22 protein-coding genes are annotated in these 25855 nt (G+C 32.0%); 8 read left to right on the top strand and 14 right to left on the bottom strand.

Features of this window, described 5'->3' with window-relative positions:
• Window positions 1-145 precede the first annotated feature (145 nt).
• The 4 genes from Q0935_RS09010 to Q0935_RS08995 all read left to right on the top strand — a co-directional run bounded on the left by Q0935_RS09010 (window position 146) and on the right by Q0935_RS08995 (window position 4351).
• Window positions 146-1585 carry an FAD-dependent monooxygenase gene (locus Q0935_RS09010; protein WP_299384954.1) on the top strand — a complete coding sequence of 480 codons (1440 nt, stop codon included), beginning with the start codon at window positions 146-148 and terminating at the stop codon, window positions 1583-1585.
• Window positions 1586-1703: 118 nt separating this feature from the next.
• Window positions 1704-2375, top strand: a complete 672-nt coding sequence (locus Q0935_RS09005; protein WP_299384952.1) for a phosphoglycolate phosphatase — start codon at window positions 1704-1706, stop codon at window positions 2373-2375.
• 1 nt (window position 2376) lies between these two features.
• Entirely contained in the window at window positions 2377-3804 is a 1428-nt protein-coding gene (locus Q0935_RS09000) for an FAD-dependent oxidoreductase (protein ID WP_299384949.1), read from the top strand.
• A 157-nt stretch (window positions 3805-3961) separates the two neighbouring features.
• Entirely contained in the window at window positions 3962-4351 is a 390-nt protein-coding gene (locus Q0935_RS08995; RefSeq protein ID WP_299384947.1) for a hypothetical protein, read from the top strand.
• A gap of 898 nt (window positions 4352-5249) precedes the next feature.
• On the opposite strand, the gene Q0935_RS08990 is transcribed toward Q0935_RS08995, so the two are convergent.
• Both Q0935_RS08990 and Q0935_RS08985 read right to left on the bottom strand, forming a co-directional pair.
• On the bottom strand, window positions 5250-5471 hold the full coding sequence (locus tag Q0935_RS08990; protein WP_299384943.1) for a DUF2892 domain-containing protein: 222 nt from the start codon (window positions 5469-5471) through the stop codon (window positions 5250-5252).
• A gap of 220 nt (window positions 5472-5691) precedes the next feature.
• Window positions 5692-6633, bottom strand: coding sequence for an NAD(P)-dependent oxidoreductase (locus tag Q0935_RS08985; protein WP_299384938.1), 942 nt, complete (start codon window positions 6631-6633; stop codon window positions 5692-5694).
• A 96-nt stretch (window positions 6634-6729) separates the two neighbouring features.
• Between Q0935_RS08985 and Q0935_RS08980 the strand changes: the two genes are divergently transcribed.
• Genes Q0935_RS08980 through Q0935_RS08970 form a run of 3 tightly spaced genes read left to right on the top strand, consistent with a single transcriptional unit; the run spans window position 6730 to window position 9693 of the window.
• A complete protein-coding gene (locus tag Q0935_RS08980; RefSeq protein ID WP_299384935.1) occupies window positions 6730-7443 on the top strand; it encodes a glycosyltransferase family 2 protein in 714 nt (237 codons plus the stop codon).
• Window positions 7443-8066: a lipid-A-disaccharide synthase N-terminal domain-containing protein gene (locus Q0935_RS08975; RefSeq protein ID WP_055435425.1), complete on the top strand. Its 624-nt coding sequence runs from the start codon at window positions 7443-7445 to the stop codon at window positions 8064-8066. Before Q0935_RS08980 ends, Q0935_RS08975 begins: the two co-directional genes overlap by 1 nt.
• The gene (locus Q0935_RS08970; protein WP_299384930.1) at window positions 8059-9693 is read left to right on the top strand and encodes a phospholipid carrier-dependent glycosyltransferase; all 1635 of its coding nucleotides are present in this window, start codon (window positions 8059-8061) and stop codon (window positions 9691-9693) included. The genes Q0935_RS08975 and Q0935_RS08970 overlap by 8 nt, the downstream gene beginning before the upstream one ends.
• On the opposite strand, the gene Q0935_RS08965 is transcribed toward Q0935_RS08970, so the two are convergent.
• The 6 genes from Q0935_RS08965 to mnmA form a co-directional block, all read right to left on the bottom strand.
• Entirely contained in the window at window positions 9683-10252 is a 570-nt protein-coding gene (locus Q0935_RS08965; protein ID WP_299384926.1) for a phosphatase PAP2 family protein, read from the bottom strand. The two genes, Q0935_RS08970 and Q0935_RS08965, sit on opposite strands and share 11 nt — an antisense overlap.
• A 69-nt stretch (window positions 10253-10321) precedes the next feature.
• The gene (locus Q0935_RS08960; RefSeq protein WP_055435428.1) at window positions 10322-10549 is read right to left on the bottom strand and encodes a hypothetical protein; all 228 of its coding nucleotides are present in this window, start codon (window positions 10547-10549) and stop codon (window positions 10322-10324) included.
• 204 nt (window positions 10550-10753) lie between these two features.
• On the bottom strand, window positions 10754-12139 hold the full coding sequence (locus Q0935_RS08955; RefSeq protein WP_299384922.1) for an MATE family efflux transporter: 1386 nt from the start codon (window positions 12137-12139) through the stop codon (window positions 10754-10756).
• Window positions 12140-12352: 213 nt separating this feature from the next.
• A complete protein-coding gene (locus Q0935_RS08950) occupies window positions 12353-14197 on the bottom strand; it encodes a cystathionine beta-synthase (RefSeq protein ID WP_299384917.1) in 1845 nt (614 codons plus the stop codon).
• A 75-nt stretch (window positions 14198-14272) separates the two neighbouring features.
• Window positions 14273-15214, bottom strand: a complete 942-nt coding sequence (locus Q0935_RS08945; protein ID WP_299384913.1) for a nitronate monooxygenase — start codon at window positions 15212-15214, stop codon at window positions 14273-14275.
• Between the two features lie 228 nt (window positions 15215-15442).
• Window positions 15443-16633 (bottom strand): tRNA 2-thiouridine(34) synthase MnmA, encoded by a 1191-nt coding sequence (gene mnmA, locus Q0935_RS08940; protein WP_299384909.1) that lies wholly within the window; start codon window positions 16631-16633, stop codon window positions 15443-15445.
• Window positions 16634-16842: 209 nt separating this feature from the next.
• Here mnmA and Q0935_RS08935 point away from each other — a divergent pair, with 209 nt between their 5' ends.
• Entirely contained in the window at window positions 16843-17826 is a 984-nt protein-coding gene (locus Q0935_RS08935) for a fasciclin domain-containing protein (protein ID WP_299384906.1), read from the top strand.
• A 117-nt stretch (window positions 17827-17943) separates the two neighbouring features.
• Here the strand turns inward: Q0935_RS08935 and Q0935_RS08930 are convergent, their stop codons facing one another.
• The 6 genes from Q0935_RS08930 to Q0935_RS08905 all read right to left on the bottom strand — a co-directional run bounded on the left by Q0935_RS08930 (window position 17944) and on the right by Q0935_RS08905 (window position 25569).
• A complete protein-coding gene (locus Q0935_RS08930) occupies window positions 17944-18645 on the bottom strand; it encodes a toxin-antitoxin system YwqK family antitoxin (protein WP_299384901.1) in 702 nt (233 codons plus the stop codon).
• A gap of 135 nt (window positions 18646-18780) precedes the next feature.
• Window positions 18781-20694, bottom strand: coding sequence for a membrane protein insertase YidC (gene yidC, locus Q0935_RS08925; protein ID WP_299384899.1), 1914 nt, complete (start codon window positions 20692-20694; stop codon window positions 18781-18783).
• Between the two features lie 150 nt (window positions 20695-20844).
• Entirely contained in the window at window positions 20845-22461 is a 1617-nt protein-coding gene (locus Q0935_RS08920; RefSeq protein WP_299384895.1) for a CTP synthase, read from the bottom strand.
• A 314-nt stretch (window positions 22462-22775) separates the two neighbouring features.
• Window positions 22776-23012, bottom strand: a complete 237-nt coding sequence (locus tag Q0935_RS08915; RefSeq protein ID WP_299251504.1) for a DUF3820 family protein — start codon at window positions 23010-23012, stop codon at window positions 22776-22778.
• Complete coding sequence (locus Q0935_RS08910; protein ID WP_299384892.1) at window positions 23012-23551, bottom strand: hypothetical protein; 540 nt, start codon at window positions 23549-23551, stop codon at window positions 23012-23014. Before Q0935_RS08910 ends, Q0935_RS08915 begins: the two co-directional genes overlap by 1 nt.
• Window positions 23552-23592: 41 nt before the next feature.
• Window positions 23593-25569, bottom strand: a complete 1977-nt coding sequence (locus Q0935_RS08905; protein ID WP_299384888.1) for a LysM peptidoglycan-binding domain-containing protein — start codon at window positions 25567-25569, stop codon at window positions 23593-23595.
• Between the last annotated feature and the right edge of the window lie 286 nt (window positions 25570-25855).

Here is a 25855-nt window from a genome sequence, read left to right as displayed (position 1 = left end):
ACAAAATTAAAAAATAAATTACAGTTTTCAAAAAAACTAGAACCACTTATTGGTCTCTATTATTAGCATTCAAGAACAAAATATTATAAAAAAGCAACCATCAATTACAGTTGATTTTTTTCTTATTAATAAAAAGTAAAAAACAGTGAAAAAGGCAGAAAACGAAATGACTAACTGGACCATTTGTCAAGAATGTAAAGGTCATGGCAAAAAAAGCCGAAAGCTAAGCAAGAAAGTGAAATTGCGCTACCAGGTTGCACTTGAAGATTATAAAAAAACAAATGCACAAGGCATTACTCCTGTTCCTCCTAAGCGTCCGTTATATTCTTGTTTAAAATGTTCTGGTTCTGGATTAATTCCTTCTGTAAAGCATCCAAATCCGGATAACGAAAACTATCCGCACATTGCTATTATTGGTGGTGGTATTGGCGGAGTTGCTTTGGCTGTAGCTTGTTTACATCGTGGCATTCCTTTTACACTTTACGAGAGAGATAAAAGCTTCGATTCTAGATCTCAAGGCTACGGTTTAACTTTGCAGCAAGCGAGTAAAGCCATTAAAGGATTCGGTATTTTATCGTTAAAAGAAGGCATCGTTTCTACAAAACACATTGTACATACTACCAGTGGCAAAGTAATTGGTGAATGGGGAATGCGAAAATGGATGCCCGAAGAAGCCAAAACAAATTCGAAACCTTCAAATATTCACATTGCAAGGCAATCTTTACGCTTAGCTTTACTTGAGCAACTTGGAGAACATAACGCTGTGCAATGGCAACACCAATTAATAGATTTTAAAGCTTCAAAAAATGAAGGCGTTAATTTAAGTTTTAATGTTAACGGAGAAATAAAAAACACAAAAGCAGACCTTGTCGTTGGTGCAGATGGCATTAGAAGTACTTTAAGAAACCTACTTATTGGAGAAGATAAAACACCTTTACGTTACTTAGACTGCATTGTAATATTAGGCATTTGTCCTTTAGCAGCCTTAGAAGGTATCGAAAGTCCGTTGTTAGATTCCGAAACCGTTTTTCAAACTGCCAATGGCAACGAACGTATTTACATGATGCCTTACTCCTCTAACGCAATAATGTGGCAACTTAGTTTTCCTATGTTAGAAAAGGAAGCTAAAGCATTAAGCGCTCAAGGACCAAAAGCATTAAAAGAAGAAGCCTGTAATAGAACACAATGGCACAGCCCTATTCCTCAAATTTTAGCAGCAACATTAGAATCTGAAATTTCAGGCTATCCAGTTTACGACCGTCAATTACTTAAACAAGAAGTATTAGAACAAGGCGAACAAGTAACACTTATTGGAGATGCTGCCCATCCTATGAGTCCGTTTAAAGGTCAAGGTGCAAACCAAGCTTTATTAGATGCTTTAGCGCTTGCTAGACTTATTACAAAAGAATGCCGACCATTATCGCAATGGAAAACAGCAGGAATACGAAAAAGTGTATTAACTCATTTTGAAACAGAAATGTTAAAACGTAGTGCTTCTAAAGTAATAGATTCTGCTAAAGCTGCAAAATTTTTACATTCAGAGGTTGCACTTCACCAAAGTGATAAACCTAGAGGTTGCAATTAAAAAAAATCTTTTTTTCAATTTAAAACACGAATACAATAACAATAACCTTCACTAAAAACATAGTAATTTCTTACTATTTAATAAAAACTTCCGCATCTTTGTTTGAAAATAAATATCTGTGGATTTTAAAAATAAAAAACTGATTATATTCGATTTTGACGGCACGCTAATTAATAGCATTCCCGATTTAACTTTAGCTGTTAATAAAATGCTATTACACTATAATGCATCACCATTAACAATAGAAGAAGTCACTCCTTTTATTGGTAACGGCGCAATGCCACTTGTAAAACGTGCTTTAAAAAAGGCACTACCAAATAAAGAGCTTACAGATGCTTTTTTAGAAGAAGCATTTACAGTGTATTTTTCGGCATATACAGCAGTAACTTGCGATAAAACTTTTATGTATCCTGGTGTTTTCGATACCTTAACCAAACTGGAGAAAAAAGGTTATAAAATGGTAATTTGCACGAATAAACCATACAGTTTTATTGCTCCTATTTTAGAAAAACTAGAGATAAAACATCTTTTTAAATCTTGGATTGGAGAAGATTCTTTAACTACAAAAAAACCAGATGCAGCGCCGCTTTTACATTTAGCAAAAACACAAGAAGTCGCTATTGCAAACTGTATTATGGTTGGCGACTCTAAAAATGATATTCTTGCAGCGCAAAACGCAAATATGGAAAGTATTGGAGTAAGTTATGGTTATAATTACAACGAAAATATTGCCGATTACAATCCTACTACGGTAGTTGATAATTTCACAGATTTAGAAGCCCTTTTTTAGTATGACTATTAAACACGATGTAGGTATTATAGGAGGTGGTGTTTCAGGAGTTGTAATCGCCTTGAAGCTATCCGAATATGGAATAGATAATATTTTATTTGAAAAAGAAGAAAGCGTGGTAAATGGTCCGCCATTTTGCCATTTACATGCTGGAGGAAATTTGTATCCAGATATTTCGGATGAGCAATGTAGAATCCTCTTAAAACAATCGATAGAAATGGCGCGACTATTCCCGCAGTCTATTGACGAAAGACCTACATTTATAAGTATTCCTAAAACTGAAAAATACGCCGTTTCTCAAATTGAAAACCGACTAGATATGTTGGTGGATTATTATAAAATATTAATTGCTGAAGATCCCGAAAATGAAATTCTTGGTGCTCCAGAAAACTATTATAAACTTTATAATAAAGCAGACTTACAAAATTTAGCCAAACAACCTACAACTGCCGTCCCAAATACAGCAGACGAATGGATGTGCAACGCTATTAAATTAATAGATTATAACCTTTTAAAAACGCCTGTAATTTTAGTTCAAGAATACGGATGGAATTTTTTTAGATTAGGAGCACAAGCACAATTAGCCTTAAACAGCTCTAAAGATTCTAATTTAAAAACAAATACTTTTGTTACAGATATTAAAGATGTTAGATCTAAAAAATTAGATTATAATTGGGAAATACATACTAAAGACAACATTTACAAGGTTAAATACTTAGTAAATTCTTCTGGGTTTAAAACAGGAGAAATAGATAATTCTTTGCATTTAAAATCTGAACGTTTAATTGAGTTTAAAGCTGCTTATGTTTCAAAATGGCAGCCTATTTCTGGGTTAATTCCAGAGTTAATTTTTCATGGAGAACGTGGTACACCACATGGTATGGCACAACTTACTCCTTACCGCGATGATTATTACCAAATTCATGGTATGACAAACGATATTACACTATTTAATGATGGTATAGTACAATCTAAAACCGATGATGCCCAACCTGAGTTTAATTCTGAAATTGAACAAAAACTGTCTCGTGCTTGGACTCAAAATGATATAGAAACAAGAACTAACAACGCTATTGCTTTTGTGGGTAAATTTGTACCTTCATTTACAAGCGCTACTGTTGGTGGACCTCCATTATATGGTGCGCAACAAATTTTTGGTGACGACCCAAGTTTAAGAGTTGGAGAAGTTCATTTTCCGAGTAAGTTTTATGCACGTAGCGAAATTATAAAGGCCTCTTCTGCATTAACGGTTGCAAACCAAATTTTAGAAAAAATTATTGAGGAAGGTATTGTAGAAAAACCATTAAAGGAATTACCTACTGCTTTATTAAAAAGCATCTCGAAAACAGACATTGATACTTTAGCAGGAAAGTTTGCAGTAGATAGAGGTTATCCTGAAGCGTTATCAAAATTGGTTATTGATAAGTAGTTTTGGTTTTTTGTTATGTAATAGGATTTATTAAATTGGTCTCTTTACTAAGCTTTTGTTTTGCTTTACTTTATCAGAAAAAACCACTAACTTCGTTTAGCACATGATAAAAAACATTGATACAATTTTTTATAAATGAAATATTGTGCTTCATTAAATGAAAATGGAAACTATCATTGAAAAGTATAATAATCTTCAAAAAGAAATTTTGAGTAATTTCTCATTAAAATGGGATGGCGCAAATTGCGAAACAACTTTCAGAAATGATGTTAAAATTTTTTATGGATTTGAAAAAAAGTTTGGATGGAATATTTTATTAAATGCATTCTATGTTATTGATGATACCGAATTTGCTAAAAACTCTTTTAAAGAATTTGATTTACAAGGACCGTCAAGACACAGAGATGTTGGAGAAAGGTACTTAAGATTATATGGACTTTTAAATGCAACATATCAGCAGAAATTGGCTGTAGAAAACTTATTAGAAATACATAAAATAGAAAAAAAAAAGAATTTAAAAAAAAGCTATCTGAATCTGAACTTATAATTATCCGAAATAAAATTGGAGCACATTCAGCAAACTTTCTATCTACTAGAGACGACTCTGAACACAAATTTGATGTTTATGAAATTTCAAGACCTGAATTAGAATGTGGAAAAATTCGCCTCTTAAGAAATCAGAAAGATTTTGAAAATTATGACCTTGAAAAATCAATAAAAGAATTTAACGAATTAGTTGAGGAGATTTTATCAATTGTAACCGGAAAAGTAATTAAGCAAATATTTAAAAATCAAGGAAAGCATTATAAGGAATATCAAACGATAAATGAAATCAGAAATGGAGCTATGCTTGTGAATGGAAATCTGATTAAGTTTATCACTAAATAACGAAAGCAGCAGTAGTTTATCAATAAATATCTTTAAGAACAAAATATTAAGAGAAAAAAAGAATTGAAATAACAACTAATTAAGGTTAAATGGTTCACTTTGCAATGCTACCATTCTACTTGACTTTGTTAGAAAAAACCACTAACTTCGTTTAACATATGATAAAAAACATTGAAACGATTTTTTATCGATGAAATATTAAAAGAACCTTTCCAAAATCCATAAAAAAGCACAGCCTAAAAACTGTACTTTTTACTTTTCTATTTTTTCTAAAGAGGTATTAATAAAATTATTGTTACCTCTTATACCTATAGTCAACTACAAAAAATTAGCCTCATACCATTCCACTTGCGCTTTCACACCTTCCAACAATGTAGTTTTAGGATTATAATTTAATAACACCTTTACTTTATCAATAAACACACTTAAAGCGGAAAGAAAACTTGAACTTACGCCTTCTAATCAAAGCAAAGAACAACTATTGCGTACACCAAACCATATTAACGGCAAAAAAAGCAATATCGTTTTATATGCTTCATTTTAATCTTTAATTGGCATTAAAGGTAGTCGTCTGATTTATTTGTTTTAAAGTTAACGCTTTTATAAAAAGGGCAGAAAGCAGTTATGCTAGCAAAAGAAAACATAAAAGAAACAATAATTAATAGAACACCAAAAACACCTCTAATTTCTCCAATAAAAAACAATGACAATAATAATACAGAGACTATAAATCTTACAACTCTATCAAAATCACTCATGTTCTTTTTGAATTTAATCATAGTTTTTTCGAAATTTTACTTATTTTGTTAAATATAATGCTTTTTTTTAACATTTTACAACAAATATAAGCTATTGACAAAATCCTATTTCTGATAAAATTGTTTAATCTTTTACTAATTTAGTTGCATAATTACACAACTAACTACAAAAGGAGAGGTTAGCGCAGGTAACTCATTCTACTCTATAAAAACATTAATAATCTCTTGTAAATAAAGTCAACTACAAAAAATTAGCCTCATACCATTCCACTTGCGCTTTCACACCTTCCAACAATGTAGTTTTAGGGTTGTAATTTAAAAGCGCTCTAGCCTTATCAATATTCGCTTTAGTACGCAATTGATCTCCTGCTCTAGCTTCGACATGGTTTATTTGTATAGACTTACCAATAATAGTTTCTACCGCTTCGATACCTTCTTGTGTGGTATGTTCAACTTCGGTACCAAGATTAATAATCTCTCCATTAACTTTGGCTTCGTTACCAATAACACTTACAATGCCATCTACTATATCTCCAACATAAGTAAAACTTCTTAAATGCGAAGCACTACCATTATACAAAGGAAACTGTGTATTATTAAAAGCGCAAGCAATTAATTTAGTGTACATTTTTTCTGGACGCTCTCTTGGGCCAATTACAGAATACAAACGTAATGAACACGATTGCAATACATTTTCTCTACTTTTTTGAAGCACTAATTGCTCTGCCGTTAATTTAGTAACACCATAATAAGATGCTGGTTTAGGTACTGAAGTTTCAGGAAAAGTAGCTTCTAATCCGTAAATTGAAGAGGTTCCTATATTAACCAATAATTTTAAATTGGGTAATGTTAAGGCATAATCGATTAAATTATTAGTACCTATAATATTGTTTGAAAAATAATCTTGAAATGTAGATGAAGTAGAAAGTCCTGGTTGTGCTGCAAAATGAAAGATGTAGTGAATATCGTTAGGGAGCATTTCCGCGAAAGCGTTATCTCTTAAATCCTGATTAATAATACTAATACCTTTGCCATTAAGTGCTTTCTCATTTAATTGCTTTAACGCAACATTGTAATAGGTATTAAAATTATCTAAGCCAATAACATCGTGCCCTAACTTTTTTAAACTTTCGCATGCATGAGAGCCAATAAATCCAGCTGCTCCGGTTACTAATATTTTCATATATTATGTTCTACAATTACAAAGTAACATATTTTATTTGATACTCATTTTCTATTCTTAAAAAAACGATACATTTGTAACATTATTATATTGTTTATGACTTACCAATTTACCATCGTTGTACCTGTTTATAACGAAGAGGATAATCTTTTACGTGTTGAAAAAGAGCTTTTAGCTTACACGAAAATAGCAACAAAAACTACCAAAATTTTGTTTGTTAACGATGGCTCTAAAGACAAAAGCCAAACACTAATTGAAGACATTTGTAATAGAAATCCAGAATTTACTTTTATTGCCTTTAAAGAAAATTGCGGCTTAAGTGCTGCTGTTAAAGCTGGTTTCGATTATACTGACACCGAATTGGTGGGTTACATAGATAGCGATTTGCAAACGGCACCAAGCGATTTTAATTTACTTTTAGAACATATTGGAACGCACGATTTAGTAACTGGTGTTCGCGCAAACAGAAAAGATAGTTTTGTAAAAAACATGAGTTCTACAATTGCAAACGGTATTAGAAGAAGTTTTACACACGATGGTATGGACGATACTGGTTGCCCACTAAAAGTTATAAAAACAGATTTTGCTAAACGTATTCCAATGTTTAGAGGTTTACACCGCTTTTTACCTGCCATGATATTATTGCAAAACGGAACTATTAAACAAATTCCTGTGCAGCATTTTCCACGCGTTGCTGGAGAAGCTAAATTTGGCGTTTGGAATAGGTTAATTGGTCCTTTAATGGATTGTTTTGCTTACTTATGGATGAAGAAAAAGTATATTAATTATACTGTAGCTAAAAAGAGTTAATGAGCGATTGGATAATATATAGCGTTGGGTTTTTAGCTCAAATTTTATTTTCGTCGCGATTAATTATCCAATGGATTACAAGTGAAAAAACAAAGCGTGTTGTAACACCTACTTTATTTTGGACCTTAAGTTTAATAGCGTCTTTCCTCCTATTTATTTACGGTTATTTACGCAACGATTTTGCTATTATGCTTGGTCAAGCACTCACCTATTTTATATACATTAGAAATTTACAACTGCAAAAACAGTGGGAGAAAATACCAGTAGTTTTACGCTACGTCTTACTATTTATGCCATTATTTATTACTGTTTTCTATTTTAATAATAACAGAATAGATGTAAACGTTTTCTTTAAAAATGAAGACATCCCGTATTGGCTACTAACTTTAGGTATTGTCTCTCAAACTATTTTTACACTGCGTTTTGTTTACCAGTGGTTGTATTCTGAAAAACAAAAAAGTTCATCTCTCCCTTTTGGCTTTTGGGCTTTAAGTTTAATAGGTTCGCTTTTAATTTTAACTTATGCTATCTTTAGAAAAGATCCTGTGCTTTTTGTAGGTCATATTTTAGGGACCGTAATTTACGTTAGAAATTTAATTATTCTAAAAAATCAAAATGTTTAAAGCGCTTAAAAACTATCCCATACTATTTATATGTTTGTTTGTAGCGGTTATGTTACTTCCAAATTTAGATACTTTACAGATTTCTATTATGGAAGCGAGAAACTTTATTACCGCTCGCGAAATGCTTAACAACGATCATTGGTTACTTACCACAATGAATAACGTTGCACGTTACCAAAAACCTCCTTTACCAGCTTGGTTTTCGGCTTTGGGTGGTATATTATTTGGTACAAAAAGTCTTTTTGGTATGCGATTACCAGCCGTTTTAATGGTAATGCTTGCGGGTAGTTTTATGTATTATTTTTCAAGAACTATTTTAAAAAGCAGAACACATAGTATGATTAATGCTTTGGTTTTAATCACTTCTTTTTATGTTATTGGGATTACTTTTGAAGCACCTTCAGATATTTTTACACACGCTTTTATGCTTGTGTCTATTTACTATTTCTATAACATTTTTAAACAAGATGTTAGCCGTTGGAAACATGCGCTTTTTACAGGAATTTGTTTAGGCCTTTCTATATTAGCAAAAGGACCTATTTCTATATATGCTTTATTGCTTCCGTTTTTAATTGCCTATCGGTTTAGTTTTAAATACAAGGCAATTAAACAAAAACTACCACAGCTTTTAAGTGCCATTGTATTAGGATTAATTATTGGGGGTTCTTGGTATTTATATGTTAAATTAAAAGATCCAAACGTTTTAAACAGTACTGTTGCCAAAGAAACTGGTACTTGGAAAAGCTATAACGTTAGACCTTTTTATTATTATTGGAGTTTCTTTGTACAGACTGGGATTTGGACTATACCTGCTTTTATTTCGTTATTATATCCTTATTTAAAAAAGCGTGTGAGCCATTATAAAGCTTATAAATTTAGTTTAGTTTGGACACTTACTGCAGTAGTTTTATTGTCTTTAGTGCCAATGAAAAAATCGCGTTATTTAGTACCTGTTTTAATTCCGTTGGCTTTTAATATTGGTTTTTATATAGAGTATTTAATCCGAAAATTTAAAGTACTAAAAGACAAGCGCGAGACGTTTCCTGTTTATTTTAATTTTGGGTTAATTGGCGTTATTGGTATTGCTTTTCCTATTGTAATGTTCATGCTTTTTAGTGCTGAACTACAGAGTCATTTAGTACGATTTACTATCGCTTCCATAGTTTTGTTTACTATTGGTGTATTTATTTTGCTTCAGCTAAAAGCGAAAAACATTAAAAACGTATTTCTACTTACAGTATTCTTTTTTGCTTCCGTTTTTGTTTTAGCATTACCACTTTCTAATGCTTTTGAAAATGAAGATTATAGTAGTATTTCTGATTTAAATGAAGAAAACCAACAGCGTAATATTAACTTATATGCTGTTAATTATATCGCTCCAGAAACCATTTGGGATTACGGAAACAGTATTCCTGAAATTGAGTATAAAAATGACCGTTATACGTTTCCGAAGGAAAACAAATTTGGAATACTTGTGTATGAAATGAGTGCCGAAAATGAAGCTCAAATAAGAGCTAATTATGAGGTAAAAGAAATGGCTACTTACGATTTAAATCGTTTTGGCAGCAACTCTAACCAAAACAATCCGCGTTTAAAAAGTGTATTTTATATTCTGACTAAGAAATAGAAGCTCGCTTTAAAACATACTTGGCTAACTTATAGAAAATAAATCCTGAAAACGTACCAAATAATAATCCTGAAGCAATATCTAAAGGATAATGTACACCAACATAAATTCTACTGTAGGCTACAATAAGGCTCCAAGTAACTAAAATAAATATTAGGTTTTTATAGAATGGTCTTAATAATAAGCCTGTAAATATTGCTGCTGCCATGGTATTAGAAGCATGTCCTGAAAAATAACCGTACTTACCACAACGCACGGCTATAAAACGCATGTACTCCATAACACCTTCTTGACCGCAAGGTCTAAATCGTTTAAATCCAGACTTAAATTGGTTAGTAATTTGATCTGTAAAAGTTACCATTAACACAATAACTAAGATCATTACTAACATGCCTTTTAAGCCGAATTTCTTAAAAATTAAAAATAACAAGACCGCATAAAATGGAGCAAAAGTAAATTTGTTAGTAATTACAAGCCATAAACCATCCCAAGTTTCGGTTCCTAATCCGTTTAAGTATAAAAATAGTTCGTGATCAAATTCTATTAATTGCTCTAACATTTACTTTAATTTTTGTTTTGTAAAAAGACTATTGCGTCTCTAGAAATGTAACTTTTAACTACAGTAAACTTATTCGTCGTAGCGTGCTACTTCTCTATCGTAAAAAGCAGTGGCTTCTGCAATCATGTTTTCAGTTTCCATTTCAAGCTCTTTTTGGTCGTGCTGATCGAAGTCTTCTAACCATTCCACCTCATCGTCTTCAAGGTTTATAATAAACATTGGGAATTCTGTATGGATTACAAAAATAGCGTTTGGTAAATCGGTATTATCGCCTAGTATAAATTTTGGAAGTGTCATTTGTAATATTTCTTTAATTGTTTGTTGTTGCGTCGTTAGACAAAATTAACTTTTTTTGTCATTCTTGCGTAGACAAGAATCTATTTTATATTTTTTTGTCATTCCTGCGAAGGCTGGAATCTATTTTCATAACTATTCTTTTACTGTGGAATCCTGCCTACGCAGGAATAACAATTAGAAGACAGTATTTACACTTTAAAACAGTTAACTATTTTCGTTTTCAGATGCTATTAGCTTTTTTGTAAGATAGTTAAACCTAATGTATAATAAAATGGATGCACTAGTTAAACCTGCTAACAAACCTAACCAAATACCGTAACTACCATAAGCGTCCTCTTTACCTAAAAACCAACTTATAGGAAAACCTATTAACCAATAGGCAACAAATGTCATTATCGTTGGAATTTTAACATCTTGTAAACCACGTAAAGCGCCTAAAACAACCACTTGAATACTATCACTAATTTGAAAAATTGCTGCTGCCAATAATAACTGAGACGCTATTGATACCACTTCCATATTATCGTCGAAATTTACAACATCGTCAAAATCGACATAAATTCTTGGTAAGTAGTCATGAAATAATGCAAATAATATTGCAAAACCAGTCGCGAAAATGGCTCCTAAAAGAAATAACGAAAAGGCAATACGACGTAACTCGAAGTACTGTTTTAATCCTTTTTGGTTACCAACTCTAATCATAGACGCGACACTTAATCCCATAGCTACCATAAACGTCATAGAGCTTAGGTTTAAGGCAATTTGATTTGCTGCTTGAGGATTTTTACCTAATAAGCCACTTAGCCAAATAGCGGCTGTAAAAATAGCGACTTCAAAAAACATTTGCATGGCACTTGGTGTCCCTAAACTTATAATTTTACGAAGCATTAACTTATCTAAAACAAATAGTTTTATGTTGGTAACAAATGCTTTCGACTTGTCTCTTTTTTTTAATAAATACCACAAATACCATAGCATAACAAAACGCGATACTAAAGTTCCGTAAGCTGCACCAACCATTCCCATTTCTGGAAAACCAAATTTCCCGAAAATCAATAAATAGTTTAATAATACATTTATTAAGTTACCTATAATGGTAGCATACATTGGATACTTTGTCATAGACAAACCATCACTAAACTGTTTAAATGCTTGAAATATAATAAGCGGAATTAAAGAAAACGCTACTAAGTTTAAATATGGAATAGCCAATTCTACAACCTCAATAGGTTGTTTCATTAAGTACATTAATGGTTTTGCTAGAAGTACTAACAGGAATAATAAAACTCCTAAAACCGAACATAAAAAAATACCGTGCTTTAATGCCGATTTTCCACTATCGAAGTCTTTAGCGGTATCAGATTCTGCAACTATTGGTGTAATTGCCGTACTAAAACCAATACCTATAGACATGGCAATAAACATAAAACTATTACCTAATGATACTGCTGCCAATTCTGCTGTACCCAATTGCCCAACCATAATGTTGTCTATAAAACTAACAAAAGTGTGCCCAAGCATACCTAACATTACAGGTGCTGCTAGTTGCCAGTTGTATTTAAACTCTTTAGTGTAATTACTCAATACCATTTGACAAAAGTAATGCTTAGTTTTGGTTTGTATATTTTATTTTTTCTGAATTTTATATCAAAGAAATTATAGCAATACAAACGAACGTCCTTAATTAAAGAAACAGCTAATTTATACCTAAGCACACCACTCTAAAAGCTTATATAAAAACAATGGTGGAAATTTACCTTCCAGTAAAATACCACCATTAAATGTATTTAAATATTTATGATATTAAATGCTTTCTACAAATTTTAAGAAGACCTTTTTATGAAGCTCTAAATCTAAATTTGAAGACAAAGATGCACGAACAATATAATCCTTATCACCTTCCTTAGTTGTACCTTGAGTAGAAGTTGCTGGGATAGTCCAATAGCATCCTTTTAGTTGACCATAACTTACACAGAACTTACTCTCGTTAGGGATTTCTGTAATCATTAAATTGATTAACTTTAAGTTTAATGCTCTTTTATAAGTCTCTCTTTCTTCATCTGTATTTCCTTTTGTTGGAAGATCTAATGAAAAAACTGAAGGTGTAAAGCCTTGTTCTGCTAATGCTTCAGATACAAAATTAATTTTCGCACCTGGTAAAGCATTATGAATAAAGTTTACAAACTCTCGTGTGTTTTTATAAGCATCTACAATTCTTTGATTCATTGAAGGCAATTGCTTTGCTAATATTTCATATTGCAAATCTGTAGCTTCATTATCGCAAAGTTCTAAATGCAATTCTATTTTCTCCATCAATGCAATCGTCCTTTTGTTACCAACACAGTAACCAGCAGTACATTTTCCACCACTTGGAAACTTAGAGCCACTAGCAAATGAAATGGTTCTTACTGAAGAAAGGATATCGTCTTCACCTAAAAAGTGAACATTTGGACAAAATGTTTGATCTAAAATAAACACAGGATCAATAGCAATCGCTCCAGATGGCGTTTTGCGTTCTTCACTTAAAACCGCTTTTAGTTTTATAAGATCTGGAACTTCAACTCTTGGGTTTGTTGGTATCTCTGCAATAATATAAGGTATCGCATCTTCTTGAGCTATTTTAGCTAAAACAGTATCGATACTTTGTACCATATCGTTATCACCATCCACTAATAAATCTACAATCTCTACATTATCAACACAAGCAGCAACACGTCTTGCTTGGTCATTTGTACCACCATAACAGTTAGGAGGCACTACAATTTTTATAGCTTTTCCTTTATGGTTTTCTAATGCGTCATCAATTAAACCCATTAAAATAGCGTACTGTATAGACAATCCGCTAGATGCTACAAGTGGTTTTGTAACCGTACCTGTAACTTCTTTTATAGCATCTAAAACTAACGTTTTGTTTGCCGCTCTATCATTATTTTTATTCTCGATAGAAGATTGCGTAACTAATGCTTTTAAAGCTATAAGTGCATTAGCAGGCGTTATTGCAATAGTTTCTCTTCTTCTTACATGTTGAATATCTGAAATATAATTTTCGTTCTGTATTCCATTGACTACTAAAACACTTCCAAGTTCTGGATAAAGGCTGATGAAAAAATCAACATTTGGATTAAGAGCAATAGTACCAATTTGGTTTTCTTCAGAAACATAAATTGTGCTACCATTAAACTTAGTAACCTCATCTATGCTTTCAACTTTTTTAAGTTCGAATTTATAACCGTAAACAGATTTTAAAATTTCAGCATTAAAATATGTTGGCAAATCTCCAGTGTAAATAATTTGCGTGTTTTTATGCTCTAAAAGATTTTTTCTTAAAATAGATAAAACAGGAACTGTTTGAGATGAAAAACTGATTACACTATTAGCTTCTAAGCCGTTTAAATTAGCAATGGCCCATTCTAATACACAAGATAATGGATGCCCTAATCTAATATAATCGTAAGCCGTTGGTAAATTACTTAAAGCTGATATTTCAGCATTATTATCGTTAAATAAACCCTCAAACTGCTCTAAAAACTCAGTTTTTGCCAAAGACTCATCGTAGATATCTAATCTGTGTGTTGTTAAGCTCAACCAATCGGTTGGCATATTTCTTAGTACATTTTCAATATAACTTAGCATTTTATTCTCTTTCATAATTTTCGTCCTTTAATTAGGAAGTTTTATAGTAATGTGATTACTCAGTAAAATAGTCTCTACAAAATTAATAGCTTACAAATTAACAGCATTAACCTTTGCTGCTTCAAACTCTAAAACAATTTCTTCTACTATTTCTGCAACCGGTTTAATAGTATGTATTAACCCTGCAATTTGTCCGATTTCTAATTCGCCATCTTCTAAATCACCTTCAAACATACCACGCTTTGCTCTCGCTCTACCTAACAACTCTTTAAGTTGCTCTGGTGTTGGAGCTGTTTTATAAAGCTCTTGTAACTCGTTAAAAAACTTATTTTTAACTAAACGTACAGGCGCTAATTCTTTTAATGTTAATTGTGTATCACCTTCTTTAGCATCTACAACTACTTGCTTAAAGGCTTGGTGTGCACTTGATTCTTCGCTAGCAACAAAACGGCTACCAACTTGTACGCCATCAGCTCCTAAAACCATACAAGCTAACATTGCTTTTCCTGTAGCAATACCACCTGCTGCAATTAACGGAATTTGCAATTGCTCCTTCACCATTGGTATTAAGGTAAGCGTAGTTGTTTCGTCTCGACCATTGTGTCCTCCAGCTTCAAAACCTTCGGCAACAATAGCATCTACTCCTGCGTCTTGTGCTTTTAATGCAAACTTTACACTACTTACAACATGTACAACAGTAATGCCTTTATCTTGTAACCACTTGGTCCATGTTTTAGGATTTCCTGCTGAAGTAAAAACAACCTTTACACCTTCTTCTACAATAATGTCCATTATCTCAGGAACATTAGGATATAGCATTGGCACATTAACACCAAAAGGTTTATCGGTTGCTTTTTTACATTTTTGAATGTGTTCTCTTAATACATCTGGATACATACTTCCTGCGCCAATAAGACCAAGAATTCCAGAATTACTAGCGGCTGAAGCTAATTTCCAACCCGAATTCCAAATCATTCCTGCTTGAATAATTGGATGTTTTATATTAAAGAGTTTTGTTATTTTGTTTTGCATACGTATTATTTTTTTCATTCCTGCGAAAGCAGGAATCTTTTAATTAAACGTGATTTTTAATACTGAAAATCTATTAGAAATTAAAAATCCCTTTGCTTTTTTTCTTCAAATCATCCGACTTTAATTAAAGTTGAATCCACCTTCCTTCAACTGAGGAAGGAGCTATAAGCGAGATGTTTTTAATTTTGTTAGAATCAATCGCTTCGTCCTTTATATTTGTAGTGAAAGTTATGAAATTACACCAGAACCAACCAATTCGTCTTCTAAATACCAAGCAACAAATTGACCTTCGGTAATTGCAGATTGTAAATTTTCAAACTCTACATATAAACCAGATTCTACTTTATGTAATGTTGCATTATCTAAAGGTTGTCTGTATCTAATTCTTGCTAAAACACTTAAAGTCTCTCCTGTTTGTAAAGCTAAATCTGGTCTTACCCAATGTAACTCCTCATTAGAAACAAATAATGCTTTTTTATATAATCCTGGATGTCCTTTACCTTGTCCTGTGTAAATTACATTTTCTTTTACATCGGTATCAATTACAAATAAAGGTTCCACTTTACCACCAACAGATAAGCCTTTTCGCTGACCTTTAGTAAAATAATGAGCACCTTGATGCTTACCAACTATTTCTCCATCTGTAACAGCATATTCTGCTTTTCTAGACAGGTACTCTAATTCTTCTATTTTAGAACTGAAAGACTTTCGAGCCTCATTATAATGCTCGTTATCCTTAGGAATTTCTACTATAACACCTTCTTTAGGTTTTAGCTGCTGCTGAAGGAAATCTGGCAAGCGTACTTTACCAATAAAACATAAACCTTGAGAATCTTTTTTATCTGCAGTAATTAAATCTGCTTTTGCTGCAATTTCACGTACCTCAGGTTTTTGAAGCTCTCCAATAGGAAATAATGCTTTTGCTAATTGCTCTTGAGATAACTGACATAAGAAATAAGACTGATCCTTATTATTATCTTGTCCTGCTAATAATTGAAAGATTTCTTCTCCATCCTTCTCTACAACACCTTTTCTGCAATAATGACCTGTTGCTACATAATCTGCTCCAAGATCTAAAGCAATTTTCATGAAGACATCAAATTTTATTTCTCTGTTACAAAGTACATCTGGATTTGGCGTACGTCCTTTTTCATATTCATTAAACATATAATCGACAATACGATCTTTGTATTGCTCGCTTAAATCTACGGTTTGAAAAGGGATTCCTAATTTTTCGGCTACCAACATAGCATCGTTACTATCGTCTAACCATGGACACTCATCTGAAATGGTTACAGAATCGTCATGCCAATTTTTCATAAAAAGACCTATTACTTCGTAGCCTTGTTCTTTTAACAAATAAGCTGCAACACTAGAATCTACACCTCCTGAAAGCCCTACAATTACTCTTTTTTTCATATATAACTCCTAAAGAATTTCATTCTTTTTTTTAGACTGCAAAGATACAAGAAATTAATTTTTTAATGACTAACAATCATCGTTTGAAAGTCCTTGAAATAGATTGTTTAACGTTTAAAATGAAAAGTTTAACAAAATATTTAGATTATTTTGTTTAATCTTTTTCTATTTTTATCAAACAAAATATTAACAAACAAAAATTATTGACTATGAAAATTTTAAGAAAACTTCCCTTAGTATTATTAATGGTATCGTTATTTTGGTCTTGTAGCGACGATGATGATGCTGTTATGGTATCTACAACACCACCAATGAATATTGTAGAAACAGCTCAAGCAACATCTAATTTAAGTATTCTTGTTGAAGCTGTAATACAAACAGACTTAGTTGGAGCTCTAACTTCATCTGGAGAAAGAACAGTACTTGCTCCAACAAATGAAGCTTTTACTGATTTTTTAGCAGCAAAAGGTTTTAACTCTTTAGCAGAAGTACCAAATGATGTTTTAACTCAAATTTTATTAAACCATGTTATTGATGGTTCTAATATTGAGTCTAGTGCTTTAGCAAATTCTACAGGTTACACTACTACTCTTGCAAGTGGACCTAATAATAGTAATTTAAGCTTATTCTGGAACGGAAACAATGGCGTACAATTTAATGGAGGAGCAACAGTTACCACTGCAGATATTAGTACAACAAATGGCATTGTACATATTGTAGACCAAGTAATAGATTTACCAACCGTAACCACTTTTGCCGTTGCAGATCCAACTTTTGATACTTTACAAGAAGCTTTAACAAACCTGACACCAGCTACAGATTTTGCGAGTATTCTTACCCGTACAGAAATTAATGCAGATGGTATTAATCCTAATTTTACAGTATTTGCACCAACTAATGATGCCTTTGCTGCTATTACAGTACCAAGTGATGAAGCTGTTTTAACTAATATATTATTACACCATGTTATATCGGGAGCAAATGTGAGATCTAGCGATTTAAATGCTAATGGAGATACTACGGCTCAAACTCTTGAAGGTGATAACATTACTGTTACATTACCAGGAACAGGTGGCAATATAGCAGATATGACAGATGGTTCTGGAAATACCGATATTGGAATTATAGCAGTAGATGTACAAGCCTTAAATGGAGTTATACACGCTATAAACAAAGTATTATTACCTATGTAATTATAGTATAAAAAATAGATTGATAGCTATTTTAAATATTATTTGTTTAAAACTTAAATCGCTTAGAAGCCCTTTTCTAAGCGATTTTGTTTTTATATAACTCGTTTAAAAAACTCCTTATTGTTTTTTATAAGGGTTCTTACTACGTCTTGTAAAATCTTCTTCTTTAACAAACTTTCCATCTTTATAAAACTTCCAAATACCGTGTCGTCTATCTTTCTGATAAACACCTTCCATTTCTATAAGACCCTTAGCATTATATATCTTAGCAGGACCGTGTAATTCACCATTTTGGTAATTAAAGATTTTTAATATTTTTCCAGATTCAGAAAACCAACGCGATTCTCCTTCTACAATTCCCGATACAAAATTTTCTTGCTGTGCTAATTGGCCGCTTAAATAAAAGGTTTTCTTTAAACCTTCAAGCTTACCTTTATTATCGTATAACTCCTCCGTCATTACAACTTTAGATTTGTTATGGTAATAAAGCCATTTACCAACATAGGTTTTACCACGCATTTTACCTTCGCTAATTAAGTTTTTAGTTGAAGAGAAAAACTTTACATCAGCTAAATCACTATTTTCATTAAAGGTTCTTGTTGCTGTTAGCACAGATTGTCCATCTATGTTTTTATAAAACTTAAAAGTACCAACTTCCTGTCCGTGATTAAACTCACCTTCGTAGCGTAATACTTTTGTGCCTTCAAAGTTTTTACTCCATTTACCATGACGGTTACCATCGGGATCCTTTTTATTGATGTCTTGAGCAAAAGAGATACTCGAGACTAAGATTAGAATTACAATTATTAGTTTGTTCATATTTTTAAATTAAATATTTGAGATTCTTCGCGATACTCCGAATGTCAAAATCAATGTATTATTACCGAATTGTATTAAACAAGAAAGCTGCCAAACTTTATTAATGAATGACAGCTTTATAAAAAATTATTCTTTTTATTTTTTATTACGCTTTTGTGCTTGCTTTTGTTGCTCTGCCTGCTCCATCATATCTTTCATTTTTTTCTGAAATTTACTTTCCTTCTTTGGCTTCGCTTTTTGTACTTGAATTTTAGCAAGAATTTTATCTTCATCTAAAATGTAATTCTTGATTACTAATAAAATACCAATACTAATTAAGTTAGAGATAAAGTAGTATAAACTTAAACCAGAAGCATAAGAGTTAAAGAATATAATCATCATTACTGGTGCAAAGTAAATCATGTACTTCATCATCTTAGCCATATCTGGCATACCTTCTTGCTGTGGTGCAGACATTTGTTGTTGTCCTGTTGTTAACTTCATATAGAAGAAAATTGCAACACCTGCTAAGATTGGGAATAAACTAATATGATCTCCATAAAGAGGAATACTAAAACCGTCAGGGAATTGGTAAATTGAATCGAAAGAACTTAAATCGTCCGCCCAAAGAAACTTTTTCTGTCTTAATGCAAATGCTGTTGGGAAAAACATAAATAAAGCGTAGAATACTGGCATTTGTATTAATGCTGGTAAACATCCTGCTAAAGGACTTGCTCCTGCCTTATTTTGCAGTGCCATTGTCTCTTGTTGCGCTTTCATTTTGTTATCCTTATGCTTCTCTTTAATAGCCTCTAATTCTGGCTTTAAGATCTTCATTTTCATTTGCGATAAATACTGTTTGTATTGTACAAAAGACATGGCTAATTTAATTAACACAGTCATTACAATAATAGCAATACCGTAAGGCAAGTAAGAACTTAAAAAGCTAAATAAGGGAATAAATAAATAGGCGTTTATCCAACCAAAAAGTCCCCAACCAAGTGGAATACTCGCTTCTAAGTTTTTATCGTATTTACTTAAAACTTTACTTTCTGTAGGACCGTAAAACAAACCGTAGTTTTCATTAAGCTCATTTCCGCTTAAAGCTAAAACAGTTTTAGCACCATATTTTTTAGTAAATAATGTATCTATATCTTCGTCTTCTACTAAATCTTTAGATGTTAATGCTACAGATTTTAAAGGCTTATCGTTAGCTACTAAAATAGAACTAAAGAAATGCTGTCTAAAAGATAACCACTCTACATCTTCTACAGTTTCTTCGTCTTCACCTGCTTGTGATAGTTTATCTATATTTCCATCATCATGCTGGTATGTTAAACGCGTATAGCGGTTTTCGTAACTAACACTTTGATCGTGACGCTTACTAGTTTGGGTCCAATCTAGCTTCACCTCTTGAGAACCATTAATTACATTACTTAAACCTTGAGATTTAATAGTAAAATCTATCATGTAATCGTTTGGCTTGATTACATATAAATATTCTAAAAACTTAGTTTCAGAAACTTTAAGCTTCATAGAAACTAAAGTATTTTCTCCGTTTTTAGTTACTTTAGATTGGAATGGTAAATCTTTAGTATTAAAAATACGACTATCTGAAGTTCCTAAATTAATATTGAAACTTGCGTTATTATCTTTTACTAAATAAATTGGAATAGAATCGAAATCTACAAATTTACTAAGCTTTACTTCTGATAAGTGACCACCTTTTTTAGAGAATGTTAATTCAAGTACACCGTTATCTACTGTGGCGTCTTGCGAAGGCAAACTTGCAGCATAAGCAAATGCTCCTAATTTATTATTAAGCGCTACTTGTTGTAAAGAATCGTTTGGATTAATATTAGTGAAATCGTCTGCCGTTGTTACTATTGTATCGTCTTGAGCGATAACAGCTTCTTTAGCCTTTTTATCTGCATCAATTTGCTCCTGTTTAGCTTTATCTGCAGCGATTTCTTCTGGTGTTGGCTGGTTTTGCCACATCATAAATAATAAAATTCCAAATATAAGTACGAAACCTATTATCGATTTTACGTCTAATTTTTTTTCTTCCATATTATTTCTGCTATCTCGAAACTTCGAGTGGTAATCTAGTTAGTATTCTCATATAAAAACCTGAATGTTAAAAAACAAACAGGTTTTATGTTTTCATAAAATTACTCTTCAAAAAGTAATCCGTTATTTTATTTATGCCAAACTGACATCTTATTTACTTTTCTTATGCTTTAAAGCTGCTGCTACAAATGCCACAAAAAGTGGATGTGGATTAGACACTGTACTCTTATATTCTGGGTGGTATTGTACACCAACAAACCAAGGATGCGTAGGTATCTCCACTATTTCGACAAGACTTGTATCAGGATTTAAACCTGTAGCAATCATACCTTTTGCTTCAATTTGCGCTTTGTAATCGCTATTAAACTCGTAACGGTGTCTGTGACGTTCTTTTATCGTTTCGGCCTTATAAACTTTTCTAACAATACTATCGTCGGTTAATTTACAATCCCAAGCACCTAAACGCATAGTACCACCTTTATCTGTAATGGTCTTTTGCTCTTCCATTAAATTAATAACAGGATTTGCTGTATTCTCGTCCATTTCTGTAGAGTTAGCATCTTTTAAACCTAGTACATTACGAGCAAACTCGATAACTGCCATTTGCATACCTAAACAAATACCTAAAAATGGAATATTATGTTCACGTACATACTTTACAGCATCAATTTTACCTTCTATACCACGCTCTCCAAATCCTGGTGCTACTAAAACACCATCTAAATGAGATAACATTGCTTTAGCATTGTCTCCATTTAAATATTCGGAATGTATAGATTCTACATTTACTTTCACCTCATTCTCTGCTCCTGCATGAATAAAGGCTTCTAATATAGATTTATAACAATCTTGAAGTTCTACGTATTTCCCTATTAAACCAATAGTAACTTCAGATTTTGGATTTTTATGACGCTCTATAAAAGCATTCCAATCTGTTAAGTCTGGTGTATTACTTTCTAAGCCTAATTTTCTTAAAACAACAGTATTTAAACCTTCTTCTAACATTAAATTAGGCACATCGTAAATAGTAGATGCATCTATAGATTGTATTACAGAATCTGGTGTTACATTACAGAAACGTGCTAGTTTATGACGAATATCTTGCGACAGCTCATGCTCTGTTCTACACACTAAAATATCTGCTTGCACACCACTTTCCATTAGCGTTTTTACACTATGTTGTGTTGGCTTAGTTTTTAATTCTCCAGCTGCTGCTAAATATGGAATTAAGGTTAAGTGAATTGCTAATGCATTATTCTCACCTAATTCCCATTTTAATTGTCTTACGCTTTCTACATAAGGTAACGATTCGATATCCCCAACAGTTCCTCCTATTTCTGTAATTACAATATCGTAATCTCCAGAACGTCCAAGAATTTGGATTCTGCGTTTTATCTCGTCTGTAATATGCGGAATTACCTGTACCGTTTTACCCAAAAATTCGCCACGGCGTTCTTTTTGAATAACACTTTGATAGATACGACCTGTAGTTACATTATTAGCCTGGCTAGTAGGTACGTTTAAAAAACGTTCGTAGTGACCAAGGTCTAAATCTGTTTCTGCTCCATCGTCTGTAACGTAGCATTCACCATGCTCATACGGATTTAGAGTTCCAGGATCCACATTTATATAAGGATCTAATTTTTGAATTGTAGTTCTGTAACCTTGTGCTTGAAGAAGCTTCGCTAGAGATGCTGCGATGATACCTTTTCCAAGTGAAGAAGTAACTCCTCCCGTTACAAATATGTATTTTGTTGTAGTTGCCATTGTGCGTTGTTAAACGCGAGCAAATTTACGATATTTTATGGGAAGTTATTAGTCTTTAAAGTTTTATTTTTAGATGAATTTATTCGTGTATAACTAACTTGTTTTATGAGTGTTTTTACACTTGAATTTTTATTGAAATGTTTTAACTTCGTTAGACATCAAGCATAGAACATTTGAGTGGTTTAGTATTGATATCATCAGTAAAAAATAAGTCATTATGAAGATGAAGATATTTTTAAAGAATAAAAAAAACTAAACACGTTGCAACATTCCTCTATCAATAGGAATTAAAAATCTTTACGTTTAAAAACCCACTAAATCTTATCAAAGTTCTTTTGGATATTCTTAATAAGTCCTTCCAAACCGTTTAGCTTCAACATATAAACGGTTTCAAGCATTTCACCTAACTTTCCTTTAGGGAAACCTTTGTTGTGATACCAAACTACGTAGTGTTCTGGTAAATCTATTAAGTATCTGCCTTCGTATTTTCCAAAAGGCATTTTAGTGTGTGCCAATTTAATTAGAAACTTTTTATCTGGTTGAAGTTGCATTATTTAGATTTATATTTTTCTAATCGTTTTAATTCTTTATTTACAAAATCCACCCATTTTTGCTGTTCAGCTTTATTAATGGAGTAATTACTTTCTGCATCGTAAAGCCTTTGCATTTTTTCTAAATCTATATTCGCTTGCTTTAATAGAGCATCAAGTTGCTTAGCAATTTTAGAAGATGCTTTTAATTTAGAAATTTGCTCTCGAAAATATCTAACATTTAGCTCCGTAATATTAAAATGAAACTGCTCGTGCTTTAAAATATGACTATTAACTACATCCTTTTTACGCCAAGATTGTTCTGGATAAAAATACGCAAAGGCTTTAGTATTAAAACCTGTTACACCATGAACACTACTTTTTTCTATAGAATAACTAAAAGTAATCCCAGATGCTGTTACTGCTGCTGCATTAGAGTTTTCGTCTGGCTCTCCTTTAAAGTCTTCCCATTTTAACTGGCGGTTTTCGTTCCATGTAAATTCTTGAGCATTACTTTGAACGCACAATAAAAAAGTAACGATTATAAAAAGCTTTGTCATAAATATAATTATAATCTACTAAAACGAAAGAGCAGCTTAGCTTATTGCTTTACTTCTTCAATAACCAAATCGTTATAATTTACTATATAAACACTTTCGTTATAATGCCCACCAAACAACTTCTTTTTATAGGCGAATTTATTTTCGATGTAAGACGTCATTGGAGTATCTTCTACAGATTGATATAAATCTGGAGACGTTACTAAACGCAACACTACATCCATTGTTAAATCGAAACCACGAATAGCATACTTATTTGGAGAAATACCATATTGCTGCTCGTATTGTTTTACAAACGAATTACTCGATTCCGAATTTAATATTTTTGAAATTGAAGGATATGTAAAATGAAGATTAGACAAGTGGTAGTTTGAAACTTCTTCGTCTTCGAAAGCTTTATTTTGATTTGTAGTCGTTAAAGTAATTGTAGTCCCTTTAATTTGTAAACCATTAAGAATACTTGCTACGTTAGATACAAAACCGGCATTATTTGTTTCTAAAAACACAACATTATGGCCTGGCTTAATAACATTTATTAAATCTTGCTCTATAATAAAATAAGCATCTTTTTTAGTTTTCTTATCTAAACGAGAATTTACTAATTTTGCATTAGCAAATTTCCCTTTTAGCATATTGCTTGTTGCTTGGCTTTTTCTATCTGAAATCACTACAATTTTAGCTAAAGAATCTCTTTTAAAATAATCTACAATTTTTGTTTTTAGATCGTTAGTATCCGGCCTTGATTGAAACACGTTACGCCCAACATTTACATTACTCATAATTGGAGAAACTACTGGTACACTGTGGCGTTCTAAACCACTTGCTGCTGCATTAAAATTATTAGCCAATAACGGACCAATAACTGCATGAGTTTCAGAAAAATCATTACGACTTATAATAGAATTAACTTCGCTTAATCTGTTTTGTGTATCGTAAACATCGACCTTAAGATTAACACCTAATTTTTTAAGAGAATCGAATGCTACTAAAACACCTGTGTAAAAATCTAAAGTGATTCCTAAAGTTCTATCGTTTTTAATTTTACGTTTTGTATCGTAAATAGAATCTGCATTTATCTTGTTAAGTGTAAATGGTAACATAACTGCTATGTTTTTTACATTTAAATCTGATACGTTGTTAGATAGTTTTATTATTTCATCGGTATTATCTATAACACCGCCTTTTGCAAAACTACTTTCTATTTTATCTACAGACTTATCGAATGGTACTTTTAATATCATTCCATCTTTTAGACCTGTAGTAGCTAATTCTGGATTTAAGCCTTCTAATTCTGCTTGCTCTAGACCTAATTTTACTTTTAATCTGTAAAATCCTTCTTTTGGTAAAACCTTATAATAGCTATATTTTTCGTCTACAACCTTAACCGCTTCAGTTTCTAAGTTAGGTACATTTATAATTTGTCCAGACTTTAACATACCAGACATACCAGGATTTAATGCCTCTAACTCTTCTACAGTTATACCATATTTGTAAGCTATTCTCCATTTACCATCCTTTGGTTGTACTGTGTATTTTGTATTTAAATTTGAAGTAACATCTACATACTTAATAACCTTTTTATATACTGGAATCTGTAATCTATCACCTTTTTTAAGATTATTAGCATACAAGAATTTGTTATGCTTTTTTAGGTCCTCAATTTCTATATCATAGTTTTGAGAAATACTAAATAAGGTTTCTTTTCTTCTTGTTTTATGTTTAACATACTTATCGAAAGTCTTCTCAACTACTTTTTCTTTTTCGGGTGTTGTTGTAGTTGTTGTAGTCGATGTTGAAACTGTGCCAGCTTTAGGAATTATTAAAATTGAATTTGGGCTTAGTTTCTCTCTCGAATCTGGATTAAGCTTATAAATATCTGATGTAGACACCTTATATTCTTTAGCTATAGACTCTACAGTCTCTCCAGATTTAATTCTATGCGTATTATATTTTTGTGCATTTGCAGTGGCACAACTTAATATTACTAATAGGCTAAGGATGTATATTATTTTCTTCATATGTTTATTATACGTTCAAAGTTGCGTTAGCGGTTGTAATTCCATCCTTTTTTTCTCTTAAATTAATACCATTTCTTAAAACGAAAAAAATATTGGTTTAAAAAGGTACTGAAACATGTTCAGGACAAAAAAAAGATACAATGGAAAACGCGACCCTTGTGGTAACGCCCAACTTCTTAATACTTATTTTATGTCTTAAAAAATGCTGCAATTATTAACTACAGCATTTTTATATAAATTATTTGTTGCTCTTAAGTCGCTTCGTTTCTCGATACTATTTAAGAGA

Source organism: uncultured Lacinutrix sp., from assembly GCF_947500605.1.
In the GTDB taxonomy this organism is placed as follows: domain Bacteria; phylum Bacteroidota; class Bacteroidia; order Flavobacteriales; family Flavobacteriaceae; genus Lacinutrix.
The sequence above is the reverse complement of the archived record's forward strand: the minus strand, read 5'-3'. Positions and strand labels throughout refer to the sequence as shown.

What these genes read in the sequence shown, in the direction of transcription:
- Q0935_RS09000 (WP_299384949.1), top strand. Translation starts at nt 2,377, where the DNA reads ATGACTATTAAACACGATGTAGGTATTATAGGAGGTGGTGTTTCAGGA.
- Q0935_RS08995 (WP_299384947.1), top strand. Translation starts at nt 3,962, where the DNA reads ATGAAAATGGAAACTATCATTGAAAAGTATAATAATCTTCAAAAAGAA.
- Q0935_RS08990 (WP_299384943.1), bottom strand. Translation starts at nt 5,471, where the DNA reads ATGATTAAATTCAAAAAGAACATGAGTGATTTTGATAGAGTTGTAAGA.
- Q0935_RS08985 (WP_299384938.1), bottom strand. Translation starts at nt 6,633, where the DNA reads ATGAAAATATTAGTAACCGGAGCAGCTGGATTTATTGGCTCTCATGCA.
- Q0935_RS08980 (WP_299384935.1), top strand. Translation starts at nt 6,730, where the DNA reads ATGACTTACCAATTTACCATCGTTGTACCTGTTTATAACGAAGAGGAT.
- Q0935_RS08975 (WP_055435425.1), top strand. Translation starts at nt 7,443, where the DNA reads ATGAGCGATTGGATAATATATAGCGTTGGGTTTTTAGCTCAAATTTTA.
- Q0935_RS08970 (WP_299384930.1), top strand. Translation starts at nt 8,059, where the DNA reads ATGTTTAAAGCGCTTAAAAACTATCCCATACTATTTATATGTTTGTTT.
- Q0935_RS08965 (WP_299384926.1), bottom strand. Translation starts at nt 10,252, where the DNA reads ATGTTAGAGCAATTAATAGAATTTGATCACGAACTATTTTTATACTTA.
- Q0935_RS08960 (WP_055435428.1), bottom strand. Translation starts at nt 10,549, where the DNA reads ATGACACTTCCAAAATTTATACTAGGCGATAATACCGATTTACCAAAC.
- Q0935_RS08955 (WP_299384922.1), bottom strand. Translation starts at nt 12,139, where the DNA reads ATGGTATTGAGTAATTACACTAAAGAGTTTAAATACAACTGGCAACTA.
- Q0935_RS08950 (WP_299384917.1), bottom strand. Translation starts at nt 14,197, where the DNA reads ATGAAAGAGAATAAAATGCTAAGTTATATTGAAAATGTACTAAGAAAT.
- Q0935_RS08945 (WP_299384913.1), bottom strand. Translation starts at nt 15,214, where the DNA reads ATGCAAAACAAAATAACAAAACTCTTTAATATAAAACATCCAATTATT.
- mnmA (WP_299384909.1), bottom strand. Translation starts at nt 16,633, where the DNA reads ATGAAAAAAAGAGTAATTGTAGGGCTTTCAGGAGGTGTAGATTCTAGT.
- Q0935_RS08935 (WP_299384906.1), top strand. Translation starts at nt 16,843, where the DNA reads ATGAAAATTTTAAGAAAACTTCCCTTAGTATTATTAATGGTATCGTTA.
- Q0935_RS08930 (WP_299384901.1), bottom strand. Translation starts at nt 18,645, where the DNA reads ATGAACAAACTAATAATTGTAATTCTAATCTTAGTCTCGAGTATCTCT.
- yidC (WP_299384899.1), bottom strand. Translation starts at nt 20,694, where the DNA reads ATGGAAGAAAAAAAATTAGACGTAAAATCGATAATAGGTTTCGTACTT.
- Q0935_RS08920 (WP_299384895.1), bottom strand. Translation starts at nt 22,461, where the DNA reads ATGGCAACTACAACAAAATACATATTTGTAACGGGAGGAGTTACTTCT.
- Q0935_RS08915 (WP_299251504.1), bottom strand. Translation starts at nt 23,012, where the DNA reads ATGCAACTTCAACCAGATAAAAAGTTTCTAATTAAATTGGCACACACT.
- Q0935_RS08910 (WP_299384892.1), bottom strand. Translation starts at nt 23,551, where the DNA reads ATGACAAAGCTTTTTATAATCGTTACTTTTTTATTGTGCGTTCAAAGT.
- Q0935_RS08905 (WP_299384888.1), bottom strand. Translation starts at nt 25,569, where the DNA reads ATGAAGAAAATAATATACATCCTTAGCCTATTAGTAATATTAAGTTGT.